Consider the following 13,673-nt stretch of genomic DNA (forward strand, 5'->3'; position numbering starts at 1 on the left):
CACGCGTGCGAACCATTCTGACCGGCCTGCTCTGGCTGCTGACGACGCTGACCCTGGCTGTCGCCGTACCGGCCGGCTGGGCGCAGCAGAACCTGATCCGCGCCGACGGCTACGCCGCGCTGGCCCAACGTGCGGCTTCCGACCAGCAACTGCAGGCCGCGGTCGCCGGCCAGCTCAGCACTCAGATCGTCAACCTGGCCGGTACCGAATCCGACATCAAGCCGGCGGTGATCCGAGTGGTCGCCACCAGCTACACCCGCAGCTCGGCGTTCCCGGCCCAGTTCGCCCAGGCCAACCGGTACGCACACCGCTGGCTGTTCACCAACACCATCTGCTCCGACGTCGATGAACGCGGCCGCTGGGTGATCGACCTGGCGCCCATGCTGGCCGACTCCGCGTTCCAGCAGACCCTGACCGACTACAACATCACCGTGCCGACCACCGTGCCGGTGCCACTGACCGAGAACGCGCCGTCAGCGTTGCGTCCCGGCGCGCTGCGCTCGGCCGCGGTGTGGGGACCGTGGATCTCCATCGGCGCGGGGGTACTGGCTGCCGTGTTCGCGGTGCTGATGCTGTGGTCGTCCCGACGGCTGGGCCGCGGGCTCACTGCCCTCGGGCTGTCCGGACTGCTGGTCGGCGGCGCGGGCTGGGCGGCCCTGGAGATCGGCCGCGGCAAGGTCGAGAACGCCCTCAACCAGTCCGCGCCCGACGTCCGCCAGGCCGCCGACGCGGTGGTCGCGACGGTGACCGCCAGCACCCATCAGTGGTTGAACCTCGCGCTGGTCATCGGCGGCGGGCTGGTGGTGGTTGGGGTCATCCTCACCCTGCTCGGCGGCCTGCGCCGCGCTCACTGAGGACCGGCCACGCCCCCTGAGTACAAAACGTTGACCGTGGGCGGCCGACACATGGACTATCCAGTTGTCGCGCCCCACACGTGAACATTCGGTACTGCTACGCGGGGTGGTCGTCTCGGGTGGCTCGAGTCAGGCTCCGGTTGAAGCAGCCCGACCTCTCCTCGCGGAAACTACACCGCTCGTCGAGTCAGGCTGGGCAACATCACCTGGTCCACCAGGTCGATCACCGTCTGATCGCTGGGGGGAGTGCGCGGCAGCAGATGCCGGAACACCAGATAGCCGGGCAATACATCCCAGAGGTCGTCGTTGATCACCGCCACGTCGATCTCACCCCGGGCGACGGCCGCGTCGAGCACCGCGGTGATCAGCGCCCGTCGCTGGGCGAAGAAGGTCTGCAGCGCCGCGCCGAGCTCGGGGGTGCGGGCGATCTCGGTCAGCACCGCGCGCACGTTGGCGGAGTGCTCACCGGCCTGGTCGCACACCTGGTGCCCAATCGCGATCAGATCCCCGCGCAGCGATCCGGTATTCGGCAGCGTGGCGTAGGAACGGGTCCCCTCGATGAACGCGGCCACCACCAGATCGGCCTTCGACGGCCAGCGCCGGTAGATGGTGGCCTTGGAGGCCTTGGCCTCGGCGGCCACCTCATCGATGGTGAGGCCGTCGTAGCCGTGCTCCTGCAGCAGGCGCAGCGTGACGCCGAGGAATTCCACCTCCCGCTCCGACCACGGCGACGGCGGCGGGATGGTTGCGACCGGGGTACCCACCCCCCGACCATAGCGCCGCGGCTGCCCGTCCGGGCTTGAACAGTACGGTTCAGTACCGTACTGTTACCGACCATGCGCAGGCGACTTTGGGCCACCCTGCGGCGCCACTGGACACTGGTCGTGCTGGTCGTCGTGGTTGCCGTGGTCGGACTGACCGTGTCCCGGCTGCACGGCATCTTCGGCTCCAACAACCGGATCTCCGCGCCCAGCGTGGAATCCATCGACAACGCCGACTTCAATCCCAAGCGGGTGACCCTGGAGGTGTTCGGCTCGCCGGGCTCCACCGCGACGGTCAACTTCCTCGACGAGCAGGCCCAGCCGCACCGCGTCGACGACGTGACCCTGCCGTGGAGCCACGAGCTTGTCACCAACGACCCGACCCTGTTTGCCGACCTGCGAGCGCACGGCGGCACCGGCTCCATCGGATGTCGCATCATCGTCGACGGAATCCTCAAGGACGAGCGGTCCGTGGACCTCGCCGGTGGCTATGTCTCCTGTCTGGACAAGACGGCATGAGCGACACCACCGTCACCGACGAACGACCCGAGCCCGACGCCCACGCGCTGCCGGCGCGGCACTCCCGGCCCGCCCAGCTGATCCGCCGGCTGGCGGTGCCGATCCTGCTGATCTGGGTCGCCATCGCCGCGGCCACCAACGCGCTCACCCCCCAACTGGAGGTTGTCGGCGAGGCCCGCTCGGTGCCGATGAACGCCCACGACGCGCCGTCGATCCAGGCCATGCTGCACATCGGCAAGGTGTTCAACGAGTTTCACTCGGACTCCTCGGCCATGGTGGTGCTGGAAAGCGACGAGCCCCTCGGCGATGCCGCCCACGCCTACTATGCGCAACTGGTGAAGTCCCTGCGCGCCGATGAGCATCATGTCGAGCACGTCCAGGACTTCTGGGGCGACCCGCTGACCGCCGGCGGTTCGCAGAGCAAGGACGGCAAGGCGTCCTACGTCCAGGTGTACCTGTCCGGGAACCAGGGCGAGGCGCTGGCCAACGAGTCCGTCAACGCGATCCGCAAGATCGTCGCCGACAGCAACCCGCCGGAGGGCCTGCGCGTCTACGTCACCGGGGCGGCGCCGCTGCTCGCCGACGAGTTCGAGATCGGCAGTGAAGGAACCGAAAAGGTCACCGGGCTGACGTTCGGCGTCATCGCCGTGATGCTGCTGGTGGTGTACCGCTCGCTCGCCACCTCGCTCATCATGCTGGCGACGGTTCTCGTCGAGCTGGCCGCCGCCCGCGGCATCGTCTCGACACTGGCCAACTCCGGCATCATCGGCCTGTCCACCTATTCGACCAACCTGCTGACCCTGCTGGCCATCGCGGCCGGAACGGACTGGGCAATCTTCCTGGTGGGCCGCTATCAGGAGGCCCGCGGCGCGGGTGAGGACCGAGAACAGGCCTACTACACGGCCTTTGCGGGCACGCTGCACGTCATCGTCGGATCCGGATTGACCATCGCCGGCGCGGTGATGTGCCTGAGCTTCGCCCGGCTGCCCTACTTCCAGACCCTGGGCCTGCCCGCCGCGCTCGGTGTGCTGATCGTACTCATCGGCGCGTTGACCCTGGGCCCCGCCGCGCTGGCGATCGCATCCGGATTCGGTCTGATCGATCCCAAACGCGCCATGCGCACTCGCGGCTGGCGCCGGATCGGGACGGCGATCGTGCGCTGGCCCGGACCAATTCTGGTGGTATCGCTGATCATTGCGTTCATCGGCCTGCTCGCGCTGCCCGGCTACAAGACCAACTACGACGTGCGGCCCTACCAACCCGAGTGGGGCCCGGCCAATATCGGCTATGTCGCCGCCGAACGGCACTTCTCCGCCGCCCGGCTCAACCCCGAATTGCTGATGATCGAGGGCGACACCGATCTGCGCACCCCGGCAGGCATGCTGCTGCTGGAACGTGTCGCCAAGTCGGTGCTGCACACCCGCGGTATCGCGCTGGTGCAGTCCATCACCCGGCCGCTGGGCACGCCGATCACCCACACCTCGATCCCGTTCCAGCTCAGCGCGCAAAGCGCGGGCCAGATCATGAACCTGTCGGCGCAGACAGCCCAGTCCTCTGATCTGCTCAGCCAGGCCGGAGAGATCAAGAAGACCATCAACATCCTCGACCAGCAGCTGAATCTGCAGACGCAGAGCGCCGATGCGACCCACGAGCAGGTCCAGGCCTTCCACGACACCGTCACCACCGTGCGCAACCTGCGCGACAAGATGGCCGACTTCGACGATTTCCTGCGCCCGATGCGCAACTACTTCTACTGGGAACCGCACTGTTTCGACACTCCCGCCTGCGCGGCGATCCGCTCGATCTTCGACGCGCTCGACGGCATCTCGGAGCTGTCCGACCGCTTCGACGCGATCACCTCCAGCCTGGACAAGCTCGACAAACTGCAGCCGCAGCTGGTGGCGCTGCTGACACCGCAGATCGAATCGCAGAAGCGCAATCTTGAGCTTTCTCTGTCGAATTACGCGCTGACCAGCGGTATGACGGCGCAGGCGAGTGAGGCGACGAAGAACGCCACCGCGTTGGGTCAGGCCTACGACGAGGCCAAGAACGACGACTCGTTCTACCTGCCCCCGGAGGCGTTCGACAACCCGTCGTTCAAACGCGGTCTGGAGATGTTCCTGTCGCCCGACGGCAAAGCCGCCCGGATGATCATCACGCACGAGGGTGATCCCGCCACGCCGGAGGGGATTTCGCACGTCGACGCGATCCGCGACGCGGCCTTCGATGCGGTCAAGGCGACACCGCTGGCCGACGCCAAGATCTACATCGCCGGAACCGCGTCGACCTACAAGGACGTGGCCGACGGTGCCCGCTACGACCTGCTGATGTCCGCGCTGTCGGCACTCGCGCTGATCCTGGTGGTGATGATGTTCGTGACCCGCAGCCTGGTAGCCGCGCTGGTCATCGTCGGCACCGTCGTGCTGTCACTGGGTGCGTCGTTCGGATTATCGGTCCTGGTGTGGCAGTACATCTTCGGTATCCACCTGTTTTGGATCGTGCAGGCGCTGGCCATCATCCTGCTGCTGGCCGTCGGTGCCGACTACAATCTGTTGCTGATATCGCGGTTCCGCGAGGAGGTGCACGCCGGACTCAACACCGGGATCATCCGTGCCATGGGCGGCACCGGTGCGGTGGTGACCGCGGCTGGGCTGGTGTTCGCGGTGACCATGTGCTCGTTCATCGTCAGTGACCTACGGGTGCTCGGCCAGATCGGTACGACCATCGGGCTCGGTCTGCTGTTCGACACGCTGATCGTCCGGTCGTTCATGACGCCGTCGATGGCGGCCAAGCTGGGCGTCTGGTTCTGGTGGCCGCTGCGGGTGCGCCCGCGCCCGGCCAGCACCATGCTGCGCCCCTACGGGCCGCGGACGGCCGTCCGGGAACTGTTGGGGATCAAGGGTTCCTAGGCCAGCTCCTGGTGCAGGAACCGGTAGGTCAGGGCCGCCTTGAACGCCGCCTGGGAGTTGTCGGCCGCCCCGGCGTGCCCGCCCTCGATGTTCTCGTAGTAGCGCACCCGGTGTCCGGCGACCTCCAGGGCCGCCGTCATCTTCCGGGCGTGTCCCGGATGTACCCGGTCGTCACGGGTCGATGTGGTCATCAGCAGTGCCGGGTAGCGCGCATCGGAGGAAATGTTCTGGTACGGAGAGTATTCGGAGATGAAGCTCCACTCCTCAGGGTCGTCGGGATCGCCGTACTCGGCCATCCAGGAGGCTCCGGCCAGCAGCTTGTGGTAGCGGCGCATGTCCAGCAGCGGCACGCTGCACACCAGCGCCCCGAAGAGCTGCGGGTACTTGGTCAACATGATGCCCATCAACAGGCCGCCGTTGCTACCACCCTGGGCCCCCAGTAGCTCGACGGTGGTGATGCCGCGATCCACCAGATCCCTTGCCACGGCGGCGAAGTCCTCGGCCACCAGATGTCTGCCCGATCGCTGTGCCTGGGTGTGCCAGCGGGGCCCGTACTCCCCGCCGCCGCGGATGTTGGCCAGGGCGTAGGTGCCGCCGCGCGCCAGCCACAGCCGGCCCAGCACCCCCGCGTAACTCGGCAGCGACGAATTCTCGAAACCGCCGTACCCGCCCAGCAGTGTCTTTTGCGGGCCGGTCCGTCCGCGGTGACCCACCACGAAATACGGCACCCGGGTGCCGTCGTCGGAGGTGGCGAAATGCTGCTCGACGGACAGGTCGTCAGCGTCGAACATTGCCGGGGCGCTTTTGATCTCGGTCAGCTCGCCGTCCACCGGTCCGCACAGCAGACGGGACGGCCGGTCGAAACCGCAGGTGTCCAGGAAGACCTCGTCGCCGAGATGGTCGGCGGCCACGATCACCGTCGTCGAGTTCGGCGGCACGCCCGCGATGTCGCGGCGCTCCCAGGTGCCCGGGGTGACCACCTGGACGTGCTGGATCACGTCGCGCAGCGTGACCAGCAGCATCCGGTCGCGGGTCCACACCGCGCTGGACAGGAAGGTGTGCTCGTCCGGGGTGAACACCGGATCCAGATTCGTCACCCCGGAAAGGAATTCGTCGTAGCGTGCGGCCAGCAAAGACCCCGCCGGGTAGGTGTGATCGCCGACCGTCCAATCCGAGCGTGGCCGGATCAGCAGCCAGTTGCGGTGAACGCCGATGCCGGCGTCGGTAGGAACGTCGAGGCGGACCAGTTCGTCGCCGTCGTCGTCGCCGGAGACGAGCCGATACCGCTCGCTGTTGTAGAAGTCCAGCGCGCGGACCACCTGGGTCTCCTCGAAGCCGGGTGTGCGATCGCACCAGGCCGACACGCTGACATCGGTTGCCGCGCCGCTGAACAGCGTCACGGCCTGCTCCAACGACTCGCCCCGGCGCCACCGCTTGACCACGCGCGGGTATCCGGAATCGGTCAGCGATCCCGGGCCGAAATCGGTGCCGATCAACACGGTGTCCTCGTCGACCCAGGCGATATCGGTCTTGGCCTCCGGGACGCTGAATCCGTCGGGCACGAATTGCCGGGTGGCCATGTCGAATTCCCGGATGACGACGGCGTCCGACCCGCCGCGCGACAACGCGACCAGCGCCCGGGTCAGCTCCGGTTCGATGACGTCGGCACCGGCCCACACCCAGTTCTCGTCCTCCGCGGCGGCCAGCGCGTCGAGGTCCAGCAGCACGTCCCAGTCCGGGTTCTCGGTGCGGTAGGACTCCAGCGTGGTGCGCCGCCACAGTCCCCGGGGGTTGGCGCCGTCGCGCCAGTAGTTGTAGAGCAGTTCGCCGCGGCGGCGCACGTACGGGATGCGGGCGTCGGTGTCGAGGACCTCCAGCGCCTCGCTGCGCATCTGCTCGAACTTGTCGTCGCACAGCTCGTCGAGGGTGGGCTGGTTGTGCGCCCGCACCCAGTCCAGGGCGGCGTCCCCGGTGATGTCCTCGAGCCAGAGGTGGGGGTCGTTGTGATCGGCCATGGCAGCCATTGTGGCCGGTGCCGGTCAATCCGCGCCGCGCCGCTCCCGGGCAACGGGGGAGAACACACGTACTGTCGAAGGATGATTCCGCTTCCGCGGGCACCCATGCTGGCCGCTGCGATGCTGGTGGGCGTCGCGGTCGGAATCCTGTGCGCGGTGCTCGCCTCGCTGCTCGTGCATGCCCCGGTGCGCGCCGATCTGGTGGTCGCTCTGGTGCTCGGGGTGCCCACCGGGCTGGGGGTGCTGACCCTGTTGGTGTCGGGCCGGCGCTGGGTGACCGCGGCCGGCGCATTCCTGCTGTCGATCGCGCCGGGCTGGTTCGCGGTCCTGGCGCTGATTCAGGTGACCCATGGCGGCGGGTAGTTCGGAGGCCGGCGCCGAGGCCCCGGAGAGCACCGAGGACGTCAAGAGCGGGGACGCCACGACCGGGACCACCGAAAACACCGACACCGGCGCGCTGCCCTACACCGAGCCGCACCCGGCGCCCATCTTCGACACCGGCCCACACCCGCAGTCGCTGCTGGGCGACGACGCGATCCCGGGAACCGGGGCGTCGGCGGCGGTGGAACCCGCCTCGGTCCCGGTGGCCTCTGCCTGGGCGTTCTCCGACGAACCCCTGCAGTGGCGGGCACCCGAGCCGTTGCCCGAAGCCAGCGAGGTCGCCGACGACCCCGCGCCGGCCAGCGGCCGGCACGCCAAACCCGACTCCGGCCCGCTGGCCGCCGAGAGCCTGTCCACCGATCCGGACGAGGGCGCCCTGACCCCGCGGCCGGCGCGCGAGGACACCGGCGCACTGGCGGCGCGCCCGCGAGCCGCCGCGGTGCCCGTCGTCGTCCCGGGCAGCTATCAGAGCCTGCGCTACTGGCAACTCGCGGTGACCCTGGCCGGAGTGTGGCTGTTGGCCGCGGGCATCGGCGTCGGGCTGGCCTACTGGTGGGTCCACGACCAGGACAAGACCTGGCCGGTGTTCACCGTGCTCGGCTACACCGTCGCCGCCGTGGTCGCCGCGCTGGTGGTGTCGATGAACGAAGCGCGCCGGGTGTGGATCCGTGCGCTGGGGCTGGCGCTGATGACCGCGCCGTTCGCCGCCGGAGCCGGTGGCGGGCTGTTGATCGGCGCCTACCTGTGGCACTGGCTCACACCCTGACCGAGGTCACGGTCCCGTAGCCGTGGCGGGCCTCGGCCGATAGGGTTAGCGCGTGAGCCACTATGACGTCGTCGTCCTCGGAGCCGGTCCCGGCGGTTACGTAGCCGCCATTCGCGCAGCCCAACTGGGCCTGTCCACCGCGATCGTCGAACCCAAATACTGGGGCGGCGTCTGCCTGAACGTCGGCTGCATCCCGAGCAAGGCGCTGCTGCGCAACGCCGAGCTGGCGCACATCTTCGCCAAGGAGGCCAAGACATTTGGCATCAGCGGCGAGGTCAGCTTCGACTTCGGCGCGGCGTTCGACCGCAGCCGTAAGGTCGCCGAGGGCCGGGTCGCCGGCGTGCACTTCCTGATGAAGAAGAACAAGATCACCGAGATCAACGGCTACGGCCGGTTCACCGACGCCAACACGCTGGCGGTCGAGCTGAACGACGGCGGCACCGAAACCGTCACCTTCGACAACGCCATCATCGCCACCGGATCGTCGACCCGGCTGGTGCCGGGCACAGCGCTGAGCGACAACGTCGTCACCTACGAATCCCAGATCCTGACCCGCGAGCTGCCCGGCTCGATCATCATCGCCGGCGCCGGGGCGATCGGGATGGAGTTCGCCTACGTCCTCAAGAACTACGGCGTCGACGTCACCATCGTGGAGTTCCTGCCGCGCGCGCTGCCCAACGAGGACGCCGAGGTGTCCAAGGAGATCGAAAAGCAGTACAAGAAACTCGGCGTGACGATCCGCACCGGCACCAAGGTCGAATCCATCACCGACAACGGGTCCGAGGTCACCGTCGTCGTCAGCAAGGACGGCAACACCGAGACGCTGCGGGCCGACAAGGTGCTCCAGGCCATCGGGTTCGCCCCGAACGTCTCGGGCTACGGGCTGGAGAACACCGGCGTCGCGCTGACCGAGCGGGGCGCCATCGGTATCGACGACTACATGCGCACCAGCGTGCCGCACATCTATGCAATCGGGGACGTCACGGCCAAGCTGCAACTTGCCCACGTCGCCGAGGCGCAGGCCGTCGTCGCCGCCGAGACCATCGGCGGTGCCCAGACGCAGACCCTCGGTGACTACCGGATGATGCCGCGCGCGACGTTCTGCCAGCCGCAGGTCGCCAGCTTCGGGCTCACCGAGGAGCAGGCCAAAGCCGAAGGCTACGACGTCAAGGTCGCCAAGTTCCCGTTCACCGCCAACGGCAAGGCGCACGGCCTGGGCGACCCCACCGGCTTCGTGAAACTGATCGCCGACGCCAAGTACGGCGAGCTGATCGGCGGGCACCTGATCGGGCCCGATGTGTCCGAGCTGCTGCCCGAGCTGACCCTGGCGCAGAAGTGGGACCTGACGGTCAACGAATGCGCCCGCAACGTCCACACCCACCCGACGCTGTCGGAGGCACTCCAGGAGTGCTTCCACGGGCTGGCCGGCCACATGATCAACTTCTGATGCGGTGGCTGGTGGCGGTCGCGACGTTGGGGCTGCTGACCCTGGCCTCGGCGACCGCATACGCCACACCCGCGGCGCCGGACGTCTCGACGCTGCCGACGGTGCCCGACGAGGGGTTCCGCGACAGCGTCGGCAACCTGTACTTTCAGACGCCCGGCGGTCTGCTCTGCGCGATTCTGACCACCGAGCGGACGGCCGGCTGCAGCGGCCGGCTGCCGTCTGCGCCCGACGGCGCCAACGAGGTGACCCTGACCGGCACCGGCGCCACGTTCGAGGTGGCCGACGCCCCCCGCTTCGTGCGGGCATCCGGGCCGGCCGCACCGGTGCTCACCGAGGGACACCGACTCGTCGACGGCGACCTCACCTGCGCGGTGACGACGGGCACCACCAGCTGCGTCACCGGTTCACCCGCCGCGCACTGGTTCGTGCTGTCGGCCGACGGCAGTGGAATCGGCCCGTCGACACCCGGGCTGCCCGCCGGTTTCCCGGACCCGCAGAACTTCGTCGTCGCCGACGGCAACTACATCGTCGGCCAGGGCGCCAAGAACATCTTCCCGACGTTCCACGTCGGCAACGGCCTGACCTGCCAGATCCGCACGTTCAGCGGCGGTTTCGTCGGCTGCAGCGGGCCGCTGCCGGCCGCCGCGGGCGGCAAGCGGACCGTCGAGTTCGAGCTCACCGGTTCGACTCGGTTCGTCGACGGTGAGCGCTACGCCAAGCCGGACTATCCCGGTGAGATCGAGACCCTGCCGGCGGGGCAGTCGGTCAGCGGCACCGGCGGCGGCACCTGCATGGCGCTGGCCGACGGCGTCGCCTGCTACGCCGTCCTGGCCGACAAGTTCACCGGTTTCGTGGTGGACAGCTCCGGAGTGCGCACCTACCCCTGAGTGGTGCAGCGAGACCCCACCCGTCGTCCCAGCCGGGGCGCCTAGTCCGGGAAGTCCAGCGGGATCTTGAGGGTGTTCATGGTGGCCGAGAGGCCGTCGTACTGGGCGGCGAGCAGACAGAATTCGATCTGCTGGCGGGTGTCCAGGTGCTTGGTCAGCTCGGCCCAGGTGGGTGCGGAGATTTCCCGGTTGAGGATGAACTCGTCGGTGGCGCGCAGCAGCGCCCGCTGCCGATCGGTCAGGCCGGCGGCGTCCGGACCGGCGAAGATCCGCTCCTGCAGTTCGGCATCCACGCCGCGGGAACGGGCCAGCCGGCGGTGCTGCTGCAATTCGTATTCGCAGTCCCGCAGCGCACCGACTCGCAGGATCACCGTCTCGGCATCCGGGCGGGGCAGCCTGCCCCAGTACAGCAGCACGCCGGAGAACGGGAGCCAGCTCCAGAACAGCAGCGAATGCCGGGACAGCACGTTGAACAGCTGGAACTGCGGCGCCCGGATGCCGCGCGCACCCAGGCGGCAGATCAGCCAGTTGATCGGTCCGACGTCGCGCAGACCGCTGGAGACCGGCACCCGAGCCGGTTCGATGTCGCTCATCAGGGCAGTCTGGCACAGGTCCGGTGCGGCAAACATCCGCGTCGACCGGGTACCTGCTGCCCGGCTCCGGGAGCCGGGTCTCAACGACGGCCGTCGGGGTCTTTGACCAGGTACGGCGACACCGTGGAACGGTGCTCGTCGAGGTCCAGGGCGCGGCCCAATGCGGGGAAGGCGCGCTGGGCGCAGTTGTCGCGCTCGCACACCCGGCAGCCCGCCCCGATCGGGGTGGCAACAGCGGCCGACTGGTCACCGGAGAGGTCCAGGCCCTCGGAGTAGATCAGCCGGTGGGCGTGGCGGACCTCGCAGCCCAGCCCGATGGCGAAGGTCTTGCCGGGCTGGCCGTAGCGCGCCGGGCGCCGCTCCACGGTGCGCGCCACCCACATGTAGTGCCGGCCGTCGGGCATGGCGGCGATCTGCACCAGGATCTTGCCCGGGTTGCCGAACGTCTCGTAGACGTTCCACAGTGGGCAGGTGCCGCCGGCCGAGGAGAAATGGAAACCGGTGGCGGACTGGCGTTTCGACATGTTCCCGGCGCGGTCCACCCGGACGAACGAAAACGGCACTCCGCGCATCGACGGGCGCTGCAGGGTGGACAGCCGGTGGCAGATGGTCTCGTAGGACACCTGGTAGAAGGCCGCCAGCCGCTCCACGTCGTAGCGGAAGTTCTCGGCGATGTCGTGGAACTGCCGGTAGGGCAGCACCGTGGCGGCGGCGAAATAGTTGGCCAGCCCGAGCCGGGCCAGCGTGCGCGACTCCTCGGAGGTGAACTTGCCCTCGGTCGCGTACCGGTCGATCAGCGCGCCGTACTCCAGGTAGGCGAGCTCGGCGGCCAGCTTGAACACCTGCTGGCCCCCGGACAGGTGCCCGTTGAGCTCCAGCGTCTTGGTCTCCGGGTCGTAGTGGTGCAGCAGGTTGTCGCCCAGGTCGAAGCGCCGCACGATCCGCACCCCGTGCATCTGGGTGAGTCGCTGCGACAGGTCGCCGGCGAGGTCCCCGCGGTGCATCCGCATCCGCGCCGTCAGTTCCTCGGCGGCGGTGTCGAGGTCGTGCAGATAGTTCTGCCGCTCGTAGAAGAAGTCGCGGACCTCCTCGTGCGGCATGGAGATGGCACCGGTGCCGCTGCCGTCGTTGTACCGGGCCTCGGTAGCGGCGGCGAGTTGCGCGGTGGTCAGCCGGTAGCGCCGGTGCAGGTTGACCATGGCCCGGGCCAGCGACGGGTGCGCCGACACCATCTCCGCGATCTCGGCGACGTCGACCTCGGCGTCGATATCGCGATCCAGCGTGACCTCGCGCAGCTCGGCCACCAGCCGGGTGTCGTCCTGGGAGGAGAAGAAGGTGGCGTCGACGCCGAACACGTCGGTGATGCGCAGCAGCACCGGCACGGTCAGCGGCCGCACATCGTGCTCGATCTGGTTGAGGTAACTGGGGGAGATGCCGAGCTTCGCGGCCAGCGCGGCCTGGCTGTAGCCGCGTTCGCCGCGCAGTCCACGCACGCGGGAGCCGACGAACGTTTTGGGCACGGTGCCAGCCTACGTCGGTATCGGTGCTGGTGAACGCCGGTGCGGCCGACCACCGGGCGCGGACCCCGCGACTTTTGGCATGATCGCCGAGGTTGGGTCGACGAGTGGAGACGAGGTTGCGACGATGAGCGAGCAGAGTGGATCCGGACTGGGCAAGACGCTGATGCCGGTGCCCGAGGGCCATCCCGACGTCTTCGAGCGGAGCTGGCCGCTGCGGGTCGCCGACATCGACCGCACCGGCCGCCTGCGGTTCGACGCCGCCTGCCGCCATATCCAGGACATCGGGTCGGATCATCTGCGGGAACTCGGCTACGAGGCGACCCACCCGCTGTGGATCGTCCGGCGCACCATGATCGACCTGATCGCCCCGATCGATTTCACCGACACCCTGCGGGTACGGCGCTGGTGTTCGGGCACCTCGACCCGCTGGTGCGAGATGCGGGTGCGCATCGACGGCCGCAAGGGCGGCCGGATGGAGTCCGAGGCGTTCTGGCTCAACATCAGCCGGGAAACCCAGGGCCCGGCGCGGATCTCCGACGACTTCCTGGCCGGGCTGCGGCGCACCACCGACGTCGACCGGCTGCGGTGGAAGTCCTATCTGAGTGCGGGTGCGCGCGAGGATGCCGTCGAGGTCAGGCCCTATCCGGTCCGGGTGTCCGATATCGACCTGTTCGACCACATGAACAACTCGGTGTACTGGTCGGTGGTCGAGGACCATCTGTATCGCCACCCGGAGCTGCTGGAGCGGCCGCTGCGGGTGGTCATCGAGCACGACGCGGCGGTGGCGCTGGGCGACGATCTGGAGATCCTCACCCATGTGCACGAGCCCGGTTCCACCGATCGGTTCGGCGACGGGCTCGGTGATCGCCCTGTTAAAACGCTCACATATGTCGTCGGAGCCGACGTCAAGGCGATCGCCGCCCTGCTTCCGCTTTAACAGTACGTTTGTCCGGTATTTCTCCGCACTGACCTGCGTAGACCTTGTTACCAATCGGTAGCTACTGGAACGGTTAAGCGGCGA

12 protein-coding genes are annotated in these 13,673 nt (G+C 68.4%); 8 read left to right on the forward strand and 4 right to left on the reverse strand.

The genetic code is table 11. The annotated features are described in order from the left end of the window. Positions 1-5: 5 nt before the first annotated feature. Complete coding sequence (locus tag G6N16_RS05285) at positions 6-854, forward strand: hypothetical protein (protein ID WP_083031609.1); 849 nt, start codon at positions 6-8, stop codon at positions 852-854. 170 nt (positions 855-1,024) lie between these two features. On the opposite strand, the gene G6N16_RS05290 is transcribed toward G6N16_RS05285, so the two are convergent. Then, the gene (locus G6N16_RS05290) at positions 1,025-1,618 is read right to left on the reverse strand and encodes a TetR/AcrR family transcriptional regulator (protein WP_083031607.1); all 594 of its coding nucleotides are present in this window, start codon (positions 1,616-1,618) and stop codon (positions 1,025-1,027) included. Between the two features lie 72 nt (positions 1,619-1,690). Between G6N16_RS05290 and G6N16_RS05295 the strand changes: the two genes are divergently transcribed. Both G6N16_RS05295 and G6N16_RS05300 read left to right on the forward strand, forming a co-directional pair. Then, positions 1,691-2,134: an MmpS family transport accessory protein gene (locus tag G6N16_RS05295; protein WP_083031606.1), complete on the forward strand. Its 444-nt coding sequence runs from the start codon at positions 1,691-1,693 to the stop codon at positions 2,132-2,134. Continuing rightward, the gene (locus G6N16_RS05300) at positions 2,131-5,043 is read left to right on the forward strand and encodes an MMPL/RND family transporter (protein ID WP_083031604.1); all 2,913 of its coding nucleotides are present in this window, start codon (positions 2,131-2,133) and stop codon (positions 5,041-5,043) included. Before G6N16_RS05295 ends, G6N16_RS05300 begins: the two co-directional genes overlap by 4 nt. Here G6N16_RS05300 and G6N16_RS05305 read toward each other — a convergent pair. Then, entirely contained in the window at positions 5,040-7,058 is a 2,019-nt protein-coding gene (locus G6N16_RS05305) for a prolyl oligopeptidase family serine peptidase (protein WP_234805888.1), read from the reverse strand. The two genes, G6N16_RS05300 and G6N16_RS05305, sit on opposite strands and share 4 nt — an antisense overlap. Positions 7,059-7,139: 81 nt before the next feature. Here G6N16_RS05305 and G6N16_RS05310 point away from each other — a divergent pair, with 81 nt between their 5' ends. The 4 genes from G6N16_RS05310 to G6N16_RS05325 are packed head-to-tail and all read left to right on the forward strand — an operon-like array spanning position 7,140 to position 10,539. Next, positions 7,140-7,421 carry a putative holin gene (locus G6N16_RS05310; protein WP_083031601.1) on the forward strand — a complete coding sequence of 94 codons (282 nt, stop codon included), beginning with the start codon at positions 7,140-7,142 and terminating at the stop codon, positions 7,419-7,421. After that, a complete protein-coding gene (locus tag G6N16_RS05315; RefSeq protein WP_083031600.1) occupies positions 7,408-8,205 on the forward strand; it encodes a hypothetical protein in 798 nt (265 codons plus the stop codon). Before G6N16_RS05310 ends, G6N16_RS05315 begins: the two co-directional genes overlap by 14 nt. A gap of 52 nt (positions 8,206-8,257) precedes the next feature. Then, the gene (gene lpdA / locus G6N16_RS05320; protein WP_083031598.1) at positions 8,258-9,652 is read left to right on the forward strand and encodes a dihydrolipoyl dehydrogenase; all 1,395 of its coding nucleotides are present in this window, start codon (positions 8,258-8,260) and stop codon (positions 9,650-9,652) included. Further along, entirely contained in the window at positions 9,652-10,539 is an 888-nt protein-coding gene (locus tag G6N16_RS05325; protein WP_083031597.1) for a hypothetical protein, read from the forward strand. Before lpdA ends, G6N16_RS05325 begins: the two co-directional genes overlap by 1 nt. A 41-nt stretch (positions 10,540-10,580) precedes the next feature. Here the strand turns inward: G6N16_RS05325 and G6N16_RS05330 are convergent, their stop codons facing one another. Next, entirely contained in the window at positions 10,581-11,132 is a 552-nt protein-coding gene (locus G6N16_RS05330; RefSeq protein WP_083031632.1) for a carboxymuconolactone decarboxylase family protein, read from the reverse strand. An 80-nt stretch (positions 11,133-11,212) separates the two neighbouring features. Beyond that, a complete protein-coding gene (ramB, locus tag G6N16_RS05335; RefSeq protein WP_083031595.1) occupies positions 11,213-12,652 on the reverse strand; it encodes an acetate metabolism transcriptional regulator RamB in 1,440 nt (479 codons plus the stop codon). Positions 12,653-12,776: 124 nt separating this feature from the next. Here ramB and G6N16_RS05340 point away from each other — a divergent pair, with 124 nt between their 5' ends. After that, complete coding sequence (locus tag G6N16_RS05340) at positions 12,777-13,589, forward strand: acyl-[acyl-carrier-protein] thioesterase (RefSeq protein WP_083031594.1); 813 nt, start codon at positions 12,777-12,779, stop codon at positions 13,587-13,589. Positions 13,590-13,673 lie beyond the last annotated feature (84 nt).

It is taken from the genome of Mycolicibacterium insubricum (assembly GCF_010731615.1).
GTDB lineage: Bacteria > Actinomycetota > Actinomycetes > Mycobacteriales > Mycobacteriaceae > Mycobacterium > Mycobacterium insubricum.

What these genes read in the sequence shown, in the direction of transcription:
- G6N16_RS05295 (WP_083031606.1), top strand. Translation starts at nt 1,691, where the DNA reads ATGCGCAGGCGACTTTGGGCCACCCTGCGGCGCCACTGGACACTGGTC.
- G6N16_RS05300 (WP_083031604.1), top strand. Translation starts at nt 2,131, where the DNA reads ATGAGCGACACCACCGTCACCGACGAACGACCCGAGCCCGACGCCCAC.
- G6N16_RS05305 (WP_234805888.1), bottom strand. Translation starts at nt 7,058, where the DNA reads ATGGCCGATCACAACGACCCCCACCTCTGGCTCGAGGACATCACCGGG.
- G6N16_RS05310 (WP_083031601.1), top strand. Translation starts at nt 7,140, where the DNA reads ATGATTCCGCTTCCGCGGGCACCCATGCTGGCCGCTGCGATGCTGGTG.
- G6N16_RS05315 (WP_083031600.1), top strand. Translation starts at nt 7,408, where the DNA reads ATGGCGGCGGGTAGTTCGGAGGCCGGCGCCGAGGCCCCGGAGAGCACC.
- G6N16_RS05325 (WP_083031597.1), top strand. Translation starts at nt 9,652, where the DNA reads ATGCGGTGGCTGGTGGCGGTCGCGACGTTGGGGCTGCTGACCCTGGCC.
- G6N16_RS05330 (WP_083031632.1), bottom strand. Translation starts at nt 11,132, where the DNA reads ATGAGCGACATCGAACCGGCTCGGGTGCCGGTCTCCAGCGGTCTGCGC.
- G6N16_RS05340 (WP_083031594.1), top strand. Translation starts at nt 12,777, where the DNA reads ATGAGCGAGCAGAGTGGATCCGGACTGGGCAAGACGCTGATGCCGGTG.